This is a genomic window from Novosphingobium profundi, from assembly GCF_018491765.1.
In the GTDB taxonomy this organism is placed as follows: domain Bacteria; phylum Pseudomonadota; class Alphaproteobacteria; order Sphingomonadales; family Sphingomonadaceae; genus Novosphingobium; species Novosphingobium profundi.
Window position 1 is genome coordinate 197,855 of the sequence record NZ_JABWCU010000012.1, and the last position, 15,334, is coordinate 213,188.

General features: G+C 66.6%; 11 protein-coding genes. 6 read left to right on the forward strand and 5 right to left on the reverse strand.

All coding sequences use genetic code 11. The features are described from left to right. Nucleotides 1-19: 19 nt before the first annotated feature. Together HT136_RS26620 and HT136_RS15420 are read right to left on the reverse strand one after the other, a co-directional pair. Complete coding sequence (locus tag HT136_RS26620; RefSeq protein WP_214200677.1) at nt 20-1,432, reverse strand: sensor histidine kinase; 1,413 nt, start codon at nt 1,430-1,432, stop codon at nt 20-22. Next, the gene (locus HT136_RS15420; protein ID WP_214200678.1) at nt 1,429-2,097 is read right to left on the reverse strand and encodes a response regulator transcription factor; all 669 of its coding nucleotides are present in this window, start codon (nt 2,095-2,097) and stop codon (nt 1,429-1,431) included. The genes HT136_RS26620 and HT136_RS15420 overlap by 4 nt, the downstream gene beginning before the upstream one ends. Nucleotides 2,098-2,294: 197 nt before the next feature. Between HT136_RS15420 and HT136_RS15425 the strand changes: the two genes are divergently transcribed. From HT136_RS15425 to HT136_RS15440, 4 genes are read left to right on the forward strand one after another with little or no spacing between them, the layout of a single operon-like run. Further along, nucleotides 2,295-3,065 (forward strand): nucleoside/nucleotide kinase family protein, encoded by a 771-nt coding sequence (locus HT136_RS15425; RefSeq protein WP_214200679.1) that lies wholly within the window; start codon nt 2,295-2,297, stop codon nt 3,063-3,065. Further along, nucleotides 3,062-3,775, forward strand: coding sequence for a nucleoside/nucleotide kinase family protein (locus HT136_RS15430; protein ID WP_214200680.1), 714 nt, complete (start codon nt 3,062-3,064; stop codon nt 3,773-3,775). The genes HT136_RS15425 and HT136_RS15430 overlap by 4 nt, the downstream gene beginning before the upstream one ends. Next, entirely contained in the window at nt 3,775-5,127 is a 1,353-nt protein-coding gene (locus HT136_RS15435) for a lipopolysaccharide biosynthesis protein (protein ID WP_214200681.1), read from the forward strand. Before HT136_RS15430 ends, HT136_RS15435 begins: the two co-directional genes overlap by 1 nt. Next, nucleotides 5,124-6,002, forward strand: a complete 879-nt coding sequence (locus HT136_RS15440; RefSeq protein WP_214200682.1) for a hypothetical protein — start codon at nt 5,124-5,126, stop codon at nt 6,000-6,002. Before HT136_RS15435 ends, HT136_RS15440 begins: the two co-directional genes overlap by 4 nt. Here the strand turns inward: HT136_RS15440 and HT136_RS15445 are convergent, their stop codons facing one another. Continuing rightward, complete coding sequence (locus HT136_RS15445) at nt 6,003-7,691, reverse strand: GMC family oxidoreductase (RefSeq protein WP_214200683.1); 1,689 nt, start codon at nt 7,689-7,691, stop codon at nt 6,003-6,005. Between the two features lie 97 nt (nt 7,692-7,788). Next, nucleotides 7,789-9,954 carry a TonB-dependent receptor gene (locus tag HT136_RS15450; RefSeq protein ID WP_214200684.1) on the reverse strand — a complete coding sequence of 722 codons (2,166 nt, stop codon included), beginning with the start codon at nt 9,952-9,954 and terminating at the stop codon, nt 7,789-7,791. Between the two features lie 652 nt (nt 9,955-10,606). Here HT136_RS15450 and HT136_RS15455 point away from each other — a divergent pair. Then, nucleotides 10,607-13,018 (forward strand): M1 family metallopeptidase, encoded by a 2,412-nt coding sequence (locus tag HT136_RS15455; protein ID WP_246543748.1) that lies wholly within the window; start codon nt 10,607-10,609, stop codon nt 13,016-13,018. Between the two features lie 4 nt (nt 13,019-13,022). Beyond that, entirely contained in the window at nt 13,023-13,529 is a 507-nt protein-coding gene (locus tag HT136_RS15460; protein ID WP_214200685.1) for a DUF6702 family protein, read from the forward strand. A gap of 7 nt (nt 13,530-13,536) precedes the next feature. On the opposite strand, the gene HT136_RS15465 is transcribed toward HT136_RS15460, so the two are convergent. Then, nucleotides 13,537-15,186: a TonB-dependent receptor gene (locus tag HT136_RS15465; protein WP_343222206.1), complete on the reverse strand. Its 1,650-nt coding sequence runs from the start codon at nt 15,184-15,186 to the stop codon at nt 13,537-13,539. Between the last annotated feature and the right edge of the window lie 148 nt (nt 15,187-15,334).

Sequence of the window (15,334 nt, forward strand, 5' to 3'; positions counted from 1 at the left end):
CGCGCCCCGCGGTACCGGCTCAGCGAGGCGCCTCGTCGCGAATGCCCGGACGCCGGGGTTTCAGCGGCTGGCCGATGGTCATGACGACGAGCAGTCCGCTGCCATCGGGGCGGTCCTTCAGCCACAACGAGCCGCCCAGCAGGCCCAGCGCCTTGCTGGCGATCGAGAGCCCCAGGCCACTCCCCGAGGTCGCCAGCGAACCATGTTCGAAGCGGTGTGTCATGCGTTCGCGTTCGGAACGGGCGATACCCGGACCCCGGTCGGCGACCGTTACGACGAGGCGGTCCTCGCCACGCACCAGCGCGATGTCGAGCCGCCCACCCTCGCGCGCATGACGCGTGGCGTTGCCGATGACCGCGGCGAGCGCAATCTGCAGCAGCGCCGCGTCACAGTTCCAGCGCACGACGTGATCGGGCGTGACACTGCATTCCATCGCGTCGGCGGGTAGGTTGATGAGGGCGTCGGCGACGACGTCGGCGACGAGGGCGTGAACGTCGACAGAGCGCAGCGCGAGCGACGTCGCGTTGAGACGGGCGAGCACCAGCATCCCCTCGATCAGGTTGTGGGCGCGATCGACCATCGCGACGAGGCGGGAGAAATCCTCGCAAGTGGCGGCGGCGTCGAGCTTGCGCACCATCTGGGCCTGCGCACGGATCGCGGCGAGTGGGGTGCGCAGTTCGTGCGCCACGTCGTCGGTGAAGGCCTGCTCGAGCTCGTAGGCGCCGCCGAGGCGGTCGAAGAGCCGGTTGAGCGACGAGATGATCGGGCCGAAATCGCTCGGCCATTCCTCGGGTGCGAGCGGTTCGAGATCCGAGAGCGAGCGGGCATTGAGGGTGGAGGCGAGGCGCTCGACCTGGGCGAAGCCCTTGTGAAGCGTCCACCAGAGCACCATCGTCGCGGCGAGCAGCAATCCCACCAGCGGCACGGCGAGCTCGCTCAGCATGCGCACGATCGAGAATTCGCGCATGCCCCCGCGTTCGGCCACCACGATCAGGAGGCCAGGGGTGGTGCCTTCGAGCCCGAAGCTGCGCCATTGGTCGCCCAGCGCGGTGAAGGTGTGAAGCCCGGTTCGCCGGGGGACGAGCCGCGCAGGTCCGCCTTCGCCCGACTGGGTCACGATGCGGCCTTTCCAGAACACGATGAACATGCACGAATCGTAGGAGGCCTGGAAAGCCTGCGCGTCCTCGGAGGAGATCAGGGGATTGCCATCGGCGGCGATGATCTGGTTCTGGCGCACGAGCACGCCGCTGGTGAGCTCGTCCTGCATCATCACCTCGAGCAGCCGGGCGGCGCTGATCAGTTGCGCGTCCGAGGCGTTGCCGATCTCGCGCTGCGCGACGAGATATAGGATCGCGCCGATCGCGAGGCCGGTGAGGCCCAGCAGCAGCAGCACGCGGCGATAGAGCTGAAGCGAGAGCGAGGAGCGTTTCACGAGGTCTGCTCGCCCACCATGTAGCCCAGGCCTCGCGCGGTGCGGATGAAATCGCGGCCGAGCTTTCGGCGCAGCGCGGAAATGGCGACTTCGACGGTGTTCGATTCGGCCCAGTTGTCCTGGTCGTAGAGTTCGGCCTCGAGGTCGGCCTTCGAGACGAAACGCCGGCTGCGGCGCATGAGCAGGGCGAGAACGCGAAATTCCTTGGCGGTGAGCTGGACCGCTTCGCCTGCCTGCGTGGCGACGTGGCCGGCCACGTCGAGCGTCACCGATCCCACGCTCAGAGTGTCGTTCGTGCGCCCGTCGCTGCGGCGCAATTGGGCGCGGATGCGGGCCGCGAGCTCATCGAGGTCGACGGGTTTGACCACGTAGTCATCGGCCCCGGCGTCGAGTCCGGCGATGCGTTGCTGGGTGCGATCGAATGCGGTCACGATGATGACCGGAGTGGCGTGGCGCGCGGCGCGCAGTTCGCGAAGGACGTGGAGCCCGTCGCCGTGGGGCAGGCCGATGTCGAGAAGGATCACGTCGTACTCGTTCCAGCGTGCCGCAGCCAGGGCATCGTCGCCGCGGGTGAACAGGTCGACGATATAGCCATCGAGGTCGAGCGCGCGACGGATGGTCGGGCCAAGGTCCGGATCGTCTTCCGCAAGCAGGAGGCGGGGCAACGCGAGAGCTCCGAAAGCGAGGGATAGGTGGGTGCGAAAACCGGGGGTTACGCTGGGAATCGGGGCGCGTCAAACGGCGAGCAGAGGCGCGTCTTCCATAAGGTTGGCATCAGGTTTGCGGAATAGAGGACGGCGTCCGGACGTGCGCGGCACACGCGTCCACGGTGCAACGTGTACCCCAAGGCGACTACAGATTTATGACATTTCCGATTTCCTCGCCGACTGGCGCGAATTGGTCCACCCTCGAGGCGCCCCTTGGCGCGGATGGCCGGGCGGATGCGGATGGCCTGGCGCCCTGTGTGGCGCTTGTGGGCTGCGATGGCTCGGGCAAGTCGACGCTCGCGCGCGACATTACCGCGCTGCTCGACCGCCGCGCGCCGACCCGCACGATGTATCTCGGCCTCGGCACCGGCGATCTCGGGCGCCGCATCGGACGCCTTCCGTTGATCGGCAAGCTGGCCGAACGCTATCTCGGCGGCAAGGCCAGGAAGGCGCACTCCTCGCCGGACAAGCGCTTGCCCGGGCTGGCGACCGCGCTTGTCATGTACGGTTTTTCGCGCGCGCGCAGGCGCCGCTTCGATCGCGTGCTGGCCTTCCGTCGCCAGGGTATCCGGGTCATCACCGATCGCTATCCGCAAGCCGAACTGCCCGGCAGTTTCGACGGTCCCGGGCTCTCGTGGCTGCGCCGTGGCTCGCCGCTGGTCGAGCGGTTGGCCGCGCGCGAGCGTCGGCTTTACGAGGACATGGCCGCCTATCGTCCGACCCTGATCATCCGCCTCAACGTCGATGTCGAGACGGCGCTTGCACGCAAGTCCGACCACACCCGCGAATTGCTCGAGAAGAAGCTCGCGATCGTGCCGACCTTGAACTTCGCCGGGGCGCATATCGTCGACATCGATGCGACCCGTCCTTATAGCGAGGTCCTCGAGACGGTTCTGGCCCTGATTCAGGCGGTAATGGCAGCATGAACGATGGTAGCTTCAATCCAGCCCCGCTGATCGCGGTGGTCGGTTGCGATGGTTCGGGCAAGTCGACGCTGACCGGCGAACTGCTTGAGTGGCTTGACGCGCAGCGGCCCACCGTGAGCTGTCACCTGGGCAAGCAGTCGGGCAATATCGGGCGCCAGATCGCACGGTTGCCGATGTTCGGGCGCAAGCTCGACACCTCGATCCAGGCCAAGGCACGCACCGCGCAAAGCGAGCGTGGCCCGGGTTTGCTGGCGGCGCTGGTGATCTACCTCTTCGCGCTGCGCCGCGTGCGCCGGTTCCGGCGCATGCAGCGGCTGCGCGCGGGCGGAAACATGATCCTCGCTGACCGTTTTCCGCAAGTCGCGGTGCCCGGCGCGATGGACGGGCCCGGCCTCGCCACCGCGCGCCCGACCGGGCTCGTCGGCTGGCTCGCGCGCTCCGAGCGGCGCCTGTTCGACGAGATGGCTTCGCACGAGCCCGATCTCGTGCTTCGCCTCAACGTCTCGCTCGAGACCGCGCTGGCGCGCAAGCCCGACCACCGGCCCCAGTCACTCGCCCGCAAGATCGAGGAATTGCCCAAGCTACGCTTCGGCGGGGCTCCGATCGTCGAGCTCGATTCGCACGAGCCGATCGAGAACGTGCTGGCGTCGGCCAAGGCGGCCGTCGCCGAGCGCCTGGCTGGACGCGTGAAGTGGAGCATGGTGGCCTGATGGTTGCGAGCTCGCTCAAGCGCTGGTTTTCCGATGGTGTGTTCCGCACGATCCTGCGCAACGCTTCCTATCTCGCTTCGGGCAAGCTGGGCGGTGCGCTGCTCGGGCTGATCGCGCTGGCCTGCGCGGGACGCGGGATGAGCGCCGCGCTGTTCGGCACGCTCATCCTCATCCACTCCTACGCCAACGGCGTGGGCGCGGTGGTCAAGTTCCAGACCTGGCAGTTCATCGTGCGCTACGGCACTCCGGCGCTCGAACGCGGCGACATGGCGACCTTGCGCGACGTCACCGGGTTCTCGGTGGGGCTCGACCTTGCCAGCGGCCTTGTCGGCATGGTTTGTGGCATGGTGGCCTTGCCTTGGGCGGTCGATTGGCTGGGCATCGGGCGCGAGCACCTGCCGCTGATGGTGCTTTACTGCCTCCTAATCCCGACGATGACCGCGGCGACGCCGACCGGCGTGCTGCGCGTGTTCGACCGTTTCGACCAGATCGCCCTGCAGCAACTGGTAACCCCGCTGCTGCGCGGCGTCGGAGCGCTGATCGCCTATTTCGGTGGCTTCGGCTTTGCCGGGTTCGTTGCAACCTGGTTCGTGGCCGACCTCGCGGGCGACCTGTGCCTATGGGTGCTGGCGGTGCGGGAGCTGCGCCGGCACGAGCAGTTGGGGGCGCTGAAGCCGGGACTGTTCGGTCCCGCGCGGCGGCTCAGCAAGTCGTGGAGCTTCGTGTGGACGACCAATGTCGCCCATTCGATCTGGGCGGCCTGGGGGCCAGTGAGCAATCTCATCGTGGGCGCACTGCTGGGACCGGCGGCGGCGGGCCTGTTCAAGATCGCGGCGACTTTCTTCGATTCGGCCAGCAAGCCGGCCGACCTGCTCCAGCGCAGCTTCTACCCCGAGATCATGCGCCTCGATCCGGCGAGCGCGCATCCCTGGCACCTTGCGCTTCGCAGTGCGGCGCTTTCGGCGGTGATTGCCTTCCTCGTGCTGGTCGTGGTGAGCCTTGGCGGCGAGCCGGTGATCGACCTGGTGTTCGGCGCGCGTTACGTGGCCGCCTTCGATCTGCTGCAGCTGATGACGGTCTCGCTGATCGTCGCGATGGCGGCGTTCCCGCTCGAATCGCTGCTCTACATGGCGGGGCGCGAGCGTTCGGCGCTGGTGGCACAGGCCGCCTCGGCGGCGGGCTATGCGGTCCTGCTTGTGGTGCTGGTCCACTTCTTCGGCTTGTGGGGAGCGGGGCTCGCCTATGTCGCGGGCGTTGTGCTCAAGACGCTGTTCATGCTGGTGCCTACCTTCTGGGCTTATCGCTTGCGCCATGAACTCGTCCACGAAAACATGATCGGAGCCGCGGCATGAACGCCTTTCCGCGCCCGGTGCTGGCCGCGCTGTTCGACGCGGTGGAACTGAACGACGTCGTCGATCCGGTGGTCCGCCTGCCGCAACCGCTGCCGCTGGCCTGCGACGCGGCGCAGATGCAGCGCTGCTTTGCCCTGTGCCTGCAATTCTGGGAGGAGGGTGCCGATCGCACCGAACTGCTTGCGCTAACCCGTACGCTTCTGCGAACCGGCGATCTCAGCGCGGATGCACGCCGACGCTACAAGCTGATCCGCGCCCGCTACAAGCAGTTGCGCTTCGCGCTCGTACTCTACACCGCACAGCACAAGGTTCCGCCGCTGCTGCGCGCCAAGGTGGCGGTGCTCGGCCATTTGCAGGATGCCTTCAAGCTCGAGCGGCGGCGCGCGGTGACGGGGTATGCGATGGTCCTGAGGGCATTGCTGAGCTGGCCCGCCTGGCGTGCGGTGCGCCGCGAAATCGCGGGAGTGAAGATCGACGATGCCGAGGGCTTCGAGCGCTTTCGCAAGAGCGAGATCGCGCGCCTGCGCCGTTGGCTGGCCGAGCCCGAGATTACCGCGCACCGTTTCCACGCGATGCGCAAGATCGTCAGCCGGCAGGTCTCGTTCTACGACACCTTGCGTTCGCTCGAGCCCGACGAGCGCTATCTTGGTATGTCGCGCTACCTGAGCGCGATCAACGGATTGATGGGCAGCCAGCACGACGACCTCGTCGACGAGGCGTTTGCAGGGCGGCGCGACTACCACCGCGATGGGGTAGCCCTCTCGGACGATGTGCGCGCACGCCTGCAGGCGCTCGTCGCAGCCTATCCGGCCGAAGAACCGTTGCCACGCACGCGCCTGCGCAAGGCCCAGGCGCCCCGGGTCCGCCCCTCTTGATCAGGCCGGCGTCACCACCGCACGAATGAGGTCGCTCGCGCGCTCGGCCACGGCGAGCGTCGCGGCGTTGGTCATCGCCTGTGGGATGGAAGGGAACACCGAGGCGTCGACGACCCTGAGGCGCGCGACACCGCGTACGCGACATGCGGTATCGACGACCGCACTCTCGTCCCCCTCGCGCCCCATGCGGCAGGTCGAGACCGGATGGAAGAAAGGCGAGGCACTGCGGCGAACGTGCTCGGCGAGCGCCTGTCCGTGGATGGCGGGACCGGGATAGATTTCTCGGGCGGCCCACTCGGCCATGGCCGGATCCGCGACCAGCGCGCGCGCCATCTCGACACCCTCGACCAGCACCGCGACGTCGGTCGCGTTCTCGAGATAGGCTGGGTCGATCACCGCCGGGGCCAGCGGGTCCGCGCTTGCGAGTGTCAGGCGGCCTTCGCTGCGCGGGTACATCAGCGAGGGCACGATCGAGAACGGATTGGCGGGCGCGGGGCCGATGTGGGGCAGCAGGAACGGTACCGAAAGCGCCATGAGCTGCAGGTCGGCCCAGCCCGGCGAATGGCGGCTTTGCGCGATCACCATCGTTTCGCAGTGGTTGTAGTGCGAGGCGGGGAGCGGCTTGGCGGCGGAAAAGCACAGGCCCGCCATCAGGGGATGGTCATGCAGCGATCGGCCCACACCCGGCAGCGCGGCGGTGACCGCGATGTCGTGCCGGGCCAGTTCCTCGGGATCGCCGATGCCCGACAGCAGGAGCAGGCGCGGAGAGTCGATGGCGCCTGCCGAAAGTATCGTCTCGTCCGCCTCGACGCTGCGGGTCGTGCCCGCAAGCGCAAGTTCGACACCGCTGCAGGCGCCGTTCGCGACCCGGACCTTGAGCACCTGGGCGCCAGTGATCACGGCAAGGTTGGGCCGCGGGCGGACCGGATCGAGGAAGGCGCTGGCGGCGGTGTCGCGCTTTCCTTCGCGGATCGTCAGCTGGCTCCAGATCGTGCCGTCGGCGCGCGCGCCGTTCCAGTCGGGATTGAGCGCATGGCCCTGGTTTACCCCTGCCTTCGCGATCGCCACGGAATAAGGGTTCTGGTCGGGGAGCGAGCCGAGCTGGAGGACGTGGAGCGGACCTTCGCCGCCGCGCCACTCGTCACCGCCGTCCGAGGCGGTCTCCAGGCGCTTGAAATAGGGCAGCAGCCCGGCGAAACTCCAGCCCTGGTCACCAGTCGCCTCGGCCCAGGCGTCATAGGCCTCGTGCGGTCCACGCTGGTAGCCCAGCGCATTGATCAGTGTCGAGCCGCCGAGGCCCTTGCCCCGCGGCTCGGGGACCGAGCGTCCATCGAGGCCTTCCTGCGGCGTCGAGCGGTACTTCCAGTCGTAGGCGCCACCGGCTAGCGACGGCCAGGCCGGGGGTGCGTCGACCGCGGGGTCGTGCACCGCTTCACCTGCCTCGAGCAGGAGCACCCGGCGCTGCCCGTCTTCGCTCAGCCGCCGTGCGAGCACGCAGCCGGCCGAGCCGCCGCCCACGATCACGATATCCCAGCGCTGGTCCAGAAGAGTTTCGGGGGCGGTTCGAGTGCCGCCTCGTGTCGCGCTAACGCCTGCGCGCGGCAGGAGCATCCCGGCGGCTGCGCAGGCCCCCGCGGCAAGGATGCGCCGACGCGCCAGCGACGTGCGGTGGTGCCTCGAGGTGGTCATGGCGCGTGCTCCTTCTCGCCTTTTGGGTGTCCCCATTTTGCGAGGACGGAAATGAAAGAGGCCGGCGCTTCGTGAAAGCGCCGGCCCGACCGTACCTTCAGAACTTGTAGCGAAAGCCTCCGCGCACGATACGTGGCTCTTGCGGGTAGGTGTTGCCGAAGACCCCGGCGATGAACACCAGCGCCGAGGCGTAGTCCTTCGCGTTGGTGACGTTTGTGGCCTGCAGGTAGACCTCGAGCTTGTCGCTCGGGTTCTTCCAGGTGACCGAGGCGTTGGCGCGGGTGTAGCCGGGCACCAGGCTCGCCGCGTAATTGGCGACCTGGCCATAGTATTCGTCGCGGTGGTTGACGTCGCCCGCAAAGACCAGCGAACCCGCGCTTTCGCCCAGGCCCAGCTCGTACGAGCCACCCGCCTGCCACTGCCAGCGCGAGATAAGTGGCAGTCGCTCCGCACCCAGCAGGTAGGCCTGGGAGGTTTCCGCAAGTTCGGTGTACTTGTCGTTGGTGTAGGCCCCGCTGGCGAAGAGCGAGAGGCCTTTGGCGGGGGTCACACCCGCTTCCCATTCGATGCCCCAGATGCGCGCACCGGCCGCGTTCTGGGTGATGAACGAGCCGCCGCCGATGTCGGCCAGCGTCTGCAGGTCCTTCAGGTCCTCGTAATAGGCTGCGATGTTGAGATGCGCCTTGCGATCAAAGCCCTGCAGCTTGAGGCCACCTTCGTAGGACCACACCGTTTCGGGCTTGTAGGCCGAGCCGTAGTTGGTCGGGTCGGCGACGACGAGCGAGTTGAAGCCGCCCGCGCGATAGCCCTTCGAGACCGTGGCGTAGGCCATGATGTCGGGGGTGAAGTCGTACTGGAGGTTGAAGCGCGGCGTCCACACGTTGGCCTTGACGCTTGCCGTGCTGGCGACGAGGTCCGCGTCGGTGCCCGCACCATTCGGCGAGAGGCCAAGGAAGTTCTTGTCGTCGTGGCTGAAGCGCAGGCCGACCGTCGCGGTCAGCTTGTCGAGCAGCTTGTAATCGACCTGGGCGTAACCTGCGAGGCTCTCGGAATCCTGGTCGAAGCGGCTCGGCTGGTAGCTCAGGCCATAGGCCGCCAGCTCGTCGTTGAAGGTCTGCTCGGACTTTTCCTTGAAGTAGAAGCCGCCCACGATCCAGTTTAGCCGGTCGTCGAGCGCGCTGCCGAGCGCCTGGAGTTCCTCGCTGAACTGGTGCTGGCGCGCGGTGCTGCTGCGGTAGAAGCCGGCGATGGTCTGGCCCGAGTACGGATCATCGTAGCCACCCGAGAAGTCCATCGCCCAGTTGTCGGTCAGGTGCTGGTAGGCGGTGATCGAGCGCACCTTCACGCTGCCGAAGTCGTAGCCGAGGTGACCCGAGAGGCTCTTCTGGCGGGTGTCGCCATCCGCTTCGCGCGGGGTATTCGAGGTGTAGAAGCCGCTGCTTGCACCGCCGCCGTTGGTGACGTCGACCGGAACGTAGTACTGGCCGTCCGAAAGGCTTGCGCTGGTGCGCCCGGTTACGCTCGCCTCGAGGTTGGGGACGTCATAGATGCCGAGCGCGATCTGGCCGCCGTAGCGGGTGAAGGTACCCACGCGCTTGTCGAGCGTGGCGTCGTACATCCAGCCTTTGTCGCGGTGGTCGTAGAAGCCCGAGGCGGCCAGCGCGATGTGGTCGGTGAGCGCCATGCCCACGCTGCCCTTGATCTTGGTTTCCTGGTAGCTCGCGTAGCTGAGGTCGGTGTTGAACCAGGTTGATCCGTCGGGCTGGCGGGTGACCAGCTTGATCGCGCCGGTCATCGAGTTGCGGCCATAAAGCGTGCCCTGGGGTCCACGCAGGACCTCGACGCGCTCGATGTCGGCGAGATCGTAGTTCGCAGCCGAGAGCCGCGATTGGTAGACGTCGTCGATGTAGATCGCGACCGGCGATTCCGAGGTGCTCGTGCCGCCGTTCTGCTCGAAGGCGCCACGCATGCTGATCTGCACGGCGTTGGGCGAGGCGGTGACCGGCTGGATGTTGAGACCGGGCGTCTGCGCTGCGATGTTCTCCATCTTCACCACGCCGCGGTCCTGCAGCATGCTGGCGGTGAAGGCGCTGATCGCGACGGGGGTATCCTGCAAAGTGGTTTCGCGGCGCTGGGCGGTGACGATGATGTCGCCGCCGTTCTGGTCGGCCGCTTGCGTGGAAGAGCTGCTAGCCTGGGCGGCCGCAATGCCCGGCGTGCACAGGGCGGCGCTGGCGAGAAGAACGGGCACGATCGATTTCATGGAACGAGAACTCCCTGAATTCTTGTGGGGTATCGGGGGGATGTGCGGGCCGCGTCTTGCGGCGTCCTCGCACCGGCAGTTGAAGGGTTTTGGGCCGATCCGGCCGGTAATCGGCCGATCAGGTCCCAACCGAAGCTGGCGGCAGGGGCAAGTCCTTGTGGTGTCTGCGGAACGCGCGGCAAACGATCACGTGTCGGACTTGGAAGGTGCGCATGGGTTTGCCTGGAACCTGTTGACATCGGCGCGTCCGGCCCTCGGTCCCGACTCGCTGCAGTTGCGAAAAAACTGGCTCACGTGGCCACTTTAGTGTTTGAAATCCGGGTTTTGACCGATTGTCGGATAGTTATGCGCATTTCGGCGCGGCCTGTAACCACCTGAGGTGGCGCAATGGACATGAAAATTGTGTAATTTACACAATTTCAGGAGGAGGCCGCTTCCGGAAGGGCGTTTCGATCTTCCGCTCCGGCGCATGTGAGCACGCACCGATCCGGCGCTACGGTCGATGCGCAAGGCCACACCTGAAACGCGCCGGGACAGCGGGTGGGGCCGCGCCCCGGTTCCGTTCGTTTCTGCGGAAACCCAGCTGGGGTTCGATTGACTTGCGCGCCAGGCCTTATCACAGTCGCCGCCGGGCATTTTTCAGGGGTTGCAATTGTCTTTCCATACCAAGGCGCTTGGCGGCGCACTCGTTTTCGCGTCGGTCTCGCTCGGCGCACTGGCCTTTAGTGCATCGGCACTGGCCAATCCGATCGAACAGACCAAGGGCGCGTTCGAGGACAAGTTCCGCCAGCTCGAGGGCGAGGAATGGCCCACGCCCACCGACTACCGCAACGCATCGGGCGCGCCGGGCTACCGCTATTGGCAGCAGAAGGTGGACTATGACGTCACGGCGCGGCTCGACGAGGGCAAGCGCTCCGTCAGCGGCCTTGAGACGATCACCTACCGCAACAATTCGCCCGACAGCCTGCCTTACCTGTGGCTGCTGCTCGACCAGAACAACTACAAGCGCGATTCGCTTTCCGAGCTGACCCGCACCGTCTCGGGCGACACCATCAGCCTTGCCGAAGTGCGCCGCGCCAAGCGGATGCAGGAGTGGGAAGGGGGCTTCACCATTGCCTCGGTGCGCGACGCATCGGGTGCGGCGCTGCCGTTCACGGTGGTCGACAGCCTGCTGCGCATCGATCTTGCCCAGGCGGTTGCGGGCAACGGCGGCGAAACGCAGCTCACCATCGAATGGTCCTTTCCGATGGTCGAGAACAAGGTCGTCGGCGGTCGTTCCGGCTACGAATGCTTCACCGCCGCCGGCGAGGACGGCAACTGCATCTTCGAGGGCGCACAGTGGTTCCCCCGCCTTGCGGTCTATTCGGACTACGAAGGCTGGCACAACAAGGCCTTCCTCGGTTCTGGCGAGTTCACGCTTGAGTTCGGCGACTATCGCGTCGCGCTGACGGTCCCGTCCGACCATGTCGTGGCCGCGACCGGTGTTCTCCAGAACCCGGAGGCCGCGCTCACGCCTGCGCAGCGCCAGCGCCTCGAACAGGCGCGCGGCGCCACCAGCCCGGTCTACGTCGTCACCCCCGAGGAAGCCGCCGCCGCCGAGGGGCGCAAGGCGTCGGGCGAGAAGACCTGGGTCTTTTCGGCCGAGAACGTACGCGATTTCGGCTGGGCCTCCTCGCGCAAGTTCGCCTGGGACGCGATGGGCGTGAAGCAGGACTATGCCGATCAGCCGCTGGTCATGGCGATGAGCTTCTACCCCAAGGAAGCGCGCCCCTTGTGGGATGCCTATTCGACCAAGTCGATCGCCCACACGATCGACGTCTACGGGCATTTTGCGTTTCCCTATCCCTATCCGGTCGCGCAGTCGGTCAACGGGCCCGTGGGCGGCATGGAATACCCGATGATCACCTTCAACGGGCCGCGTCCGATCAAGGACCGGAAAACCGGAAACCTGACCTATACCGAGCGCGCCAAGTACGGCCTCATCGGGGTGGTCATCCACGAGGTCGGGCACGACTGGTTCCCGATGATCGTCAATTCGGACGAGCGGCAGTGGACCTGGATGGACGAGGGGCTCAACACCTTCCTTCAGTTCCAGGCGGAGAAGCTGTGGGACAAGGACTTCCCCGCGCGCCGGGGCGAGCCCAAGGATATCGCCGAATACATGCTCAGCCAGGACCAGGTCCCGCTGATGACCCAGTCGGATTCGGTGCTCCAGTTCGGTGCCAACGGCTACGGCAAGCCCGCCACCGCGCTCACCATCCTGCGCGAGACGGTGCTGGGCCGCGAGCTGTTCGACCGGGCTTTCCGCGAATACGCCACGCGCTGGCGCTTCAAGCACCCCACGCCCTACGACTTTTTCCGCACGATGGAGGAAAGCAGCGGCGTCGACCTCGACTGGTTCTGGCGCGGCTGGTTCTATTCGACCGACCACGTCGACATCTCGCTCGACAAGGTGGTCAAGGCCACCCTCGAACCGGCTGATGCCGACGCGGCGGCCAAGGCGCGCAAGGCCCGGCGCGAGGGCGATCCCGGTTCGCTGACTGCCGCGCGCAACACGCAAAAGACGGTTGTCGAGCGCGATCCGGCCACCCGCGACTTCTACGACGGCATCGATCCGCTCGACGCCACCGCCAAGGACCGGACGAAGGCGAACGAGGCTTACGCCGATCTCACGCCCGAGGAACGCGCGGCGCGCGGCGTCACCGACAACTTCTACCGCTTCGCGTTTTCGAACAAGGGCGGCCTCGTCATGCCGGTGATCCTGAAGATGGACTTCACCGACGGGACTTCGCACACCGCGCGCATTCCCGCCGAGATCTGGCGCCACGACAGCCGCAAGGTGACCTGGCAGTACGTGACCGACAAGACGCTCAAGTCCGCCGAGCTCGACCCGCTTTGGGAAACGGCCGACGCGGACCGTTCGAACAACGTTTACACCGGCGCAATCGAACCGGCGGTACTGGAAGTCGAGACGTCCAAGGACGCGGAGAACCGGATGAAGGATTCGAACGTCAAGGTCCTGCCCGGATCGCTGCGCACTTATGATGCGCCGGGCAAGGAGTGAACCGGTGAAACCTGCCCTGCTTCGGCTGGCGGCCGCATTGGTGGTTCCTGCCACGCTCGCCGCGCTTCCCGTACCCGTCGCCGCGCACCGTGGTCACGATGCGATGAGCTTCGTGCGCGTGGGTGAGGGCGGGGCGCTCAGCGTCTCGCACCGTTTCGAAACGCACGACATCGAACCCGCGCTTGCCGAGATCGCCCCCGAGGCGCAACCCAGCCTCGACGATCCCGAGGCCGTCGCGGCGCTCAAGGCCTATGTCCAGCGTCGTTTCGCAGTCACGGCGGACGGGCGCGGCGTGGAGCTGCACATCACCGGCGCCGAGATCGGCGCGAGCGAGGTGCGCATCGAACTGGCGGGCACTTTGCCCAAGGGCGCGAAAAGCCTCGGGATCGGCTGCACGATCCTGCGCGACGTCTATCCCGGTCAGGTCGACCAGGTGGTCGTCGATACCGGCAAGGCCGTGCGCACCCTGCGTTTCGCTGGGAGCGAAGTGCAGGGCGTCTTGCTGCGCTGAAGCGCGTTCAATAGGCGGCCTGGAAGCTCACGAAGAAGCTGCGCCCACTCGCGGGGAAGCCATCGGTCAGCACGTAGTAGTCGTCGAAGAGGTTGCGCGCGCCCAGGCTGAATGACGTGCCCTCGCGCAGCTCGTAGCGTGCGGTAAGGTTGGCGAGCGCGTAGCTGCCGGTGCGGTAGTAGAGCGCGCCGTCCGTGGTCACTGTCCAGCGGTTCGACGCGATGTCCATGTTGGGGAGCACGTGGAGCTTCGCGAGTGGCGCGAGGTCGGCCCAGACGAAGGCCTTGTGCGTGGGCACCCCGGTCGGTTCGAAGGCACTGTCGGTGGGATCGTCAAGGTCGCGCTGGGTCCAGGTGTAGTTGCCGCCAAGCGACAGCCAGGAGGCCACCTGCGCGTCGAGCGCGAGTTCCGCCCCGTAGTAGTCGCCATGGCCCAGGTTCCGGCTCTGGGTCACCGAGGTCCCTTGGTAGGTCATCGGGAAGGCGACGATCACGTTGGTGAGGTGCGCATAGAAAACGGCGCCCGATGCTTCCACCGGTCCGAAGCGGTGTGAGGCGCCGATCTCGTAGTTGGTCGCGCGCTCGGCCTTGAGCTTGGGGTTCGATACCGCGCCACCGAAACTGGTCGAGAAGCGCTCGGAGAGCGTGGGAAACCGCGTGCGCGAGGAGACGCTGGCATGTGCGCTCGTCGCGGCATCGGGAGTCCAGGTGAGCTGCCCTTGCGCGTTGAAGGCGCTGCCGTTGCTGAGCGCGTAGTCGATGTAGGCGCCGCTCGAATAGTCCTGCGCCTTCCTGAGATCGCGCCAGTCGAAGCTTACCCCGGTGGTCAGGTCGAGCTTCGGCGCGAGCGACAGGCGGTTTTCGGCCGCCAGGCTGTAGGTGTCCTCTTCGGAGGTCTGGTGCGGCTCGGTCACGCCGGTTGCGAAGCTTTTCTGCCACTCGACATGCTTGTCGCGGCGGTAGTGTGCGGCGAGGCTGAGCGCGTCGGCGTCGGTCACGTCCAGGTCGAGCCGGGCCGAGCCGCCCCAGGCGGTATCGGCGTACCAGCTGTCGAACGAGCGGCCCTTGACGCGGGTGGTCTGCGTTGCGTCGTCGTAGGCGCTCAGCAGGTTGTCGAAGCTGTTGCGATAGACCTTGGTGCGCAAGGTCGCGCGGTCGCCGAGGGCGGTCTTCGAGAGGAAGTAGAGGCTGTCGATGTTCCAGTAGGGCCAGGTCCAGTTGCGCTGGCTGGAAGCGCCATCGGTGACGTGAAGCGGGGCGTTCTTCGCGCCTTCCTGCCGGGTGTAGCTCAGCGAATATTCGTCGGCGGCGTTGGGCGTGAAGCCGATCTTGGCGTTCACGCGCCAGTCGCGCGTGCGTGAAAAGTCGCGGTGTCCACCGTCTTCGGCCGAGCCTTCGGTGGGGGCGTAGCCGCCCGGTAGGTCCCAGTGATCCTGGAAATTGCGCGTGAAGCTGGCTTGCGCGTACCACAGGTCCTGCTTCGTGCCGAGGACGCCATAGACGTTGTAGCCCGCGTACTCCGCCTTGCGCCCGAGATTGAGCGTGCCGCCTGCGCGCGCCTCGAGCGGTTCGCCCGGCTTGGACGTGACGAGGTTGATCGCGCCGCCCATTGCGCCCGGACCGTCGAGCACCGAGGCATAGCCTTTGGCGACCTGCACCTCGGCAATGTCGGCGGTGAGGGCTCTGTTGCAAACTCTGATGCGGTTGCCAAGGTTGGGCCCTTGGATTGGTAAGGTCGGTTGTGATGGACGATTTCAAAGGGCGGCATTTTACCGGCGAGGTCATCCTATGGGCGGTCCGCTGGTA

Excerpts from the sequence above, each read along its gene's own strand:
- HT136_RS15425 (WP_214200679.1), top strand. The coding sequence starts at position 2,295 with ATGACATTTCCGATTTCCTCGCCGACTGGCGCGAATTGGTCCACCCTC.
- HT136_RS15440 (WP_214200682.1), top strand. The coding sequence starts at position 5,124 with ATGAACGCCTTTCCGCGCCCGGTGCTGGCCGCGCTGTTCGACGCGGTG.
- HT136_RS15445 (WP_214200683.1), bottom strand. The coding sequence starts at position 7,691 with ATGACCACCTCGAGGCACCACCGCACGTCGCTGGCGCGTCGGCGCATC.
- HT136_RS15450 (WP_214200684.1), bottom strand. The coding sequence starts at position 9,954 with ATGAAATCGATCGTGCCCGTTCTTCTCGCCAGCGCCGCCCTGTGCACG.
- HT136_RS15430 (WP_214200680.1), top strand. The coding sequence starts at position 3,062 with ATGAACGATGGTAGCTTCAATCCAGCCCCGCTGATCGCGGTGGTCGGT.
- HT136_RS15435 (WP_214200681.1), top strand. The coding sequence starts at position 3,775 with ATGGTTGCGAGCTCGCTCAAGCGCTGGTTTTCCGATGGTGTGTTCCGC.